This is a genomic window from uncultured Caballeronia sp. (assembly GCF_964243625.1).
Taxonomy (GTDB): Bacteria; Pseudomonadota; Gammaproteobacteria; order Burkholderiales; family Burkholderiaceae; genus Caballeronia.
Window position 1 is genome coordinate 1 of the sequence record NZ_CAXTGZ010000753.1, and the last position, 2,653, is coordinate 2,653.

The 2,653-nt window shown below is 57.5% G+C and carries 6 protein-coding genes; 2 read left to right on the plus strand and 4 right to left on the minus strand.

Features of this window, described 5'->3' with window-relative positions; genetic code table 11:
- Nucleotides 1-234: hypothetical protein (locus tag ACFFAR_RS30375; protein ID WP_375509133.1), on the minus strand; the 234-nt coding region annotated here is incomplete at its 3' end.
- Between the two features lie 28 nt (nt 235-262).
- On the opposite strand from ACFFAR_RS30375, the gene ACFFAR_RS30380 reads away from it, so the two are divergent.
- The gene (locus ACFFAR_RS30380; protein WP_375509134.1) at nt 263-505 is read left to right on the plus strand and encodes a hypothetical protein; all 243 of its coding nucleotides are present in this window, start codon (nt 263-265) and stop codon (nt 503-505) included.
- Here ACFFAR_RS30380 and ACFFAR_RS30385 read toward each other — a convergent pair.
- The gene (locus ACFFAR_RS30385; RefSeq protein ID WP_375509135.1) at nt 502-1,464 is read right to left on the minus strand and encodes an IS1595 family transposase; all 963 of its coding nucleotides are present in this window, start codon (nt 1,462-1,464) and stop codon (nt 502-504) included. The genes ACFFAR_RS30380 and ACFFAR_RS30385 overlap by 4 nt on opposite strands.
- 148 nt (nt 1,465-1,612) lie before the next feature.
- Here ACFFAR_RS30385 and ACFFAR_RS30390 point away from each other — a divergent pair, with 148 nt between their 5' ends.
- Nucleotides 1,613-1,801, plus strand: coding sequence for a DUF6471 domain-containing protein (locus tag ACFFAR_RS30390; RefSeq protein ID WP_375509138.1), 189 nt, complete (start codon nt 1,613-1,615; stop codon nt 1,799-1,801).
- Here the strand turns inward: ACFFAR_RS30390 and ACFFAR_RS30395 are convergent.
- Both ACFFAR_RS30395 and ACFFAR_RS30400 read right to left on the minus strand, forming a co-directional pair.
- On the minus strand, nt 1,734-2,255 hold the full coding sequence (locus ACFFAR_RS30395) for a hypothetical protein (protein WP_375509136.1): 522 nt from the start codon (nt 2,253-2,255) through the stop codon (nt 1,734-1,736). The genes ACFFAR_RS30390 and ACFFAR_RS30395 overlap by 68 nt on opposite strands.
- 158 nt (nt 2,256-2,413) lie before the next feature.
- On the minus strand, nt 2,414-2,653 hold a 240-nt coding region (locus tag ACFFAR_RS30400; RefSeq protein WP_375509137.1), incomplete at its 5' end, for a hypothetical protein.

Below are 2,653 nucleotides of genomic sequence, written 5' to 3' on the forward strand. Positions count from 1 at the left end.
TTCGGGAGTAAGCTGTTTCAGGATGGAAACTTGATTTTCTAACGGAACTGAATCAACACAGCCGTCAGCAATATATCGCTTTACAGCATCACTTGCTTCCCGGTGAAACATGCCCATTTGAAAGTCAGGATCGGGGTACTTGCGATCACGAAGGAGCCTGCGCTGGCGCGCGCCCTTGCTGACGATGTACTCGGCCAATTTATTGACAGACAGCTCGGGTTGATTCACAGTCATGATTCGGCTCCCGAAAAAGGAAATTGATGTGACTTTTCAGGCAGTTGCCAACGGCAGCAACCGTGGAAGCCTCGTCATTGGGGAAATTACCACAGCCGAAGCGGAGGCTGCGGATAGCCCGCTGGTCGACGGAACGGGAATCTACCTCGTTTCCGTTGATATGCAATCACCGACACGTATTGGCGAAGTTCTAGCTAAGTTTGTGTCGGAAGATGCTGCTCGGGAGCTTGCAAAGTTCTTTCGACTGAGCGGGCGGCTTGAAGCGGCTTAAGCCGCCCGCTGCCAGTATCCCGCCCACGCCCGCGAAACCGGCGCGTCCATAGCGGCCTTCGTCACCATCGCCGCTTGCGAACCGTTCGCCTGACGACGGTTGTCCTCGCGCCACGCCATCTCGCCAGCGTAGGCCGCAAGGTACGGCCCGGCGATATGATGGTGCGTCCCGACCTCAGCGCGGCGAAGGCGCGAGAAGAACGACTCCGCCATATTGGTGCAAGCTGAGCCATCCGAATAACAAACGCTGTGGTTGATCCGGCGCGTCTCAAACGAGCCGTGAAGGGCGTCCCAGTGCGAAGCCTCGTCCGCGTGAACGATCGTGCCCGGCGCGACGTTCGCTTTCACAACGGCCACGCCAGCGGCTTCGCTCTTGCCGACAAAGGTTAGCGTCTCGCCGTTGCGCTCGCGCACGACGACGACCGACTGGCGCTTGCCGTTTTGGTTCAGACGAAGGCGGCGGTCCAGCCGGTTCAGCTTGTGGTTGGCGGGCTTCACATAGCCGCCGAAATAGGCGCCATCGACCTCGACAACGCCGTCCAGCGTCGCGCCCGCCGTCTCGCGCACCATGGCCTCACGCAGCTTGTGAGACAGCACGAACGCCGTCTTATACTGGACGTCTAGGTCGCGGCTCACTTGTAGCGCCGACACGCCCTTGGCCCCGTTCACGAAGATGACGATCGCGGCCAACAGGTCCGTGAACGACAGCTTCCGGCTGGCGAAGATCGTGCCGCTGGTGACGCTGAACTGGTGATGGCAACCGACGCACTTGAAGCGGCGGCGCGACGTGATGTTGTACGTCTCGGGGCATCCGCACGAAGGGCACACGGCCTCGCCGTCCGTCTCGGGCCAACGCATCTGGCGGAAAGTCTCGTAAGCGGCATCCTCGCCCATCTTGAAAACGGCTTTGAGGCTGAGGGTCCGTGCCGCTGCTGAAAGAAGAAAGTGTTGCAATGTCATCGTCCGCGCTGCCTATGCATCGCAGATAGTGGCATTGCTGTACTCTGTACAGTGCTAAACGTATCGCGTATGATGCTATTTGCGACGAATGGAGTGCGTGATGCAGGAAAAGCGGACCGACAAGGAATGGGAAGAGATGGTGAAGGGGATGCTCAAAGCCGAGCTGAAGCGCCGGAACGTCACCTATGCCGGGCTGGTCGGTAAGCTAGCGGACATAGGGGTTATCGATGCGGAGCCGAATATCCGTAACAAGCTGGCGCGTGGTAAGTTTACGGCTGTGTTTCTAGTGCAATGTCTAACAGCGATAGGATCACCTCGACTTGTTCTAGAGGCATAGGCTTATCATCTTTGGCTAATTGAACAAGTTCACGTGTTATAAGTTGAGCGAATGAAAGATGGTCAGTTATTAATTTACTTTTGACCACCAAGTCACGATACTCAACTATCAAGTTTGCCATCTCTTTTCGTGCGTCGGCGTGTAAAACCTTAGTTTGGTCTAATGTTTCTCTCGCTTCCAGTGACGCGGCTTTTATTAGTTTCTCTTTACGGTAACTAGACATAACAAAATAGGCGTAAATCAATTCCATCGCTATTAGAACGATATTGCCAAGTAGCGAAAGTGAGAACCTGAAACCTCCCGCCGCTGTGACAATAGGCAAAAGCACATTGGAAAATATTGATTTGATGGCGGCGGCAAGTGCGCCCATGCCAATGATAGCAAGTGCAATCACCGTCACTCGCTTACCGAAATACTCCTCAGCTTTACCTATTAAGCCTTCTACCTCTTCCACGATCACTCGTCCCAAAAATCCTAGGACGAGTGAAGCAGGATGCACGCTGGAATGTCGAATCGAAACAGACACGCTATTGACCCTTCGACTGAGGGCATCGCGTAGCCGGGCAGACGCAATCGCGGGTGATGGCGGACGACCCCGCGTTGGTGCACTTGCTACATAATGCCGCAGTCGACCGTCAGCCGCAGCGCGTGGCGCGCCACCGGCAGCGACAGGCCGACGGTCGGCCCTACGTCCAGCCGCGCCGCGCCGCGTTGCGCGCCGCCCCAGGTGCCGGCGCCTACGTCGAGGCGGATCGGTCCCAGCGTCACCGGCCGCGTCAGCCGCGCGGCGCCGTCGCCGAAGCCCTCCATCCCGTTACCGGCGCCCGAACGCGCGATCGCGCCGGCCTGGCC

Coding starts and splice junctions, on each gene's coding strand:
- ACFFAR_RS30385 (WP_375509135.1), bottom strand. CDS start 1,464: ATGACATTGCAACACTTTCTTCTTTCAGCAGCGGCACGGACCCTCAGC.
- ACFFAR_RS30390 (WP_375509138.1), top strand. CDS start 1,613: ATGCTCAAAGCCGAGCTGAAGCGCCGGAACGTCACCTATGCCGGGCTG.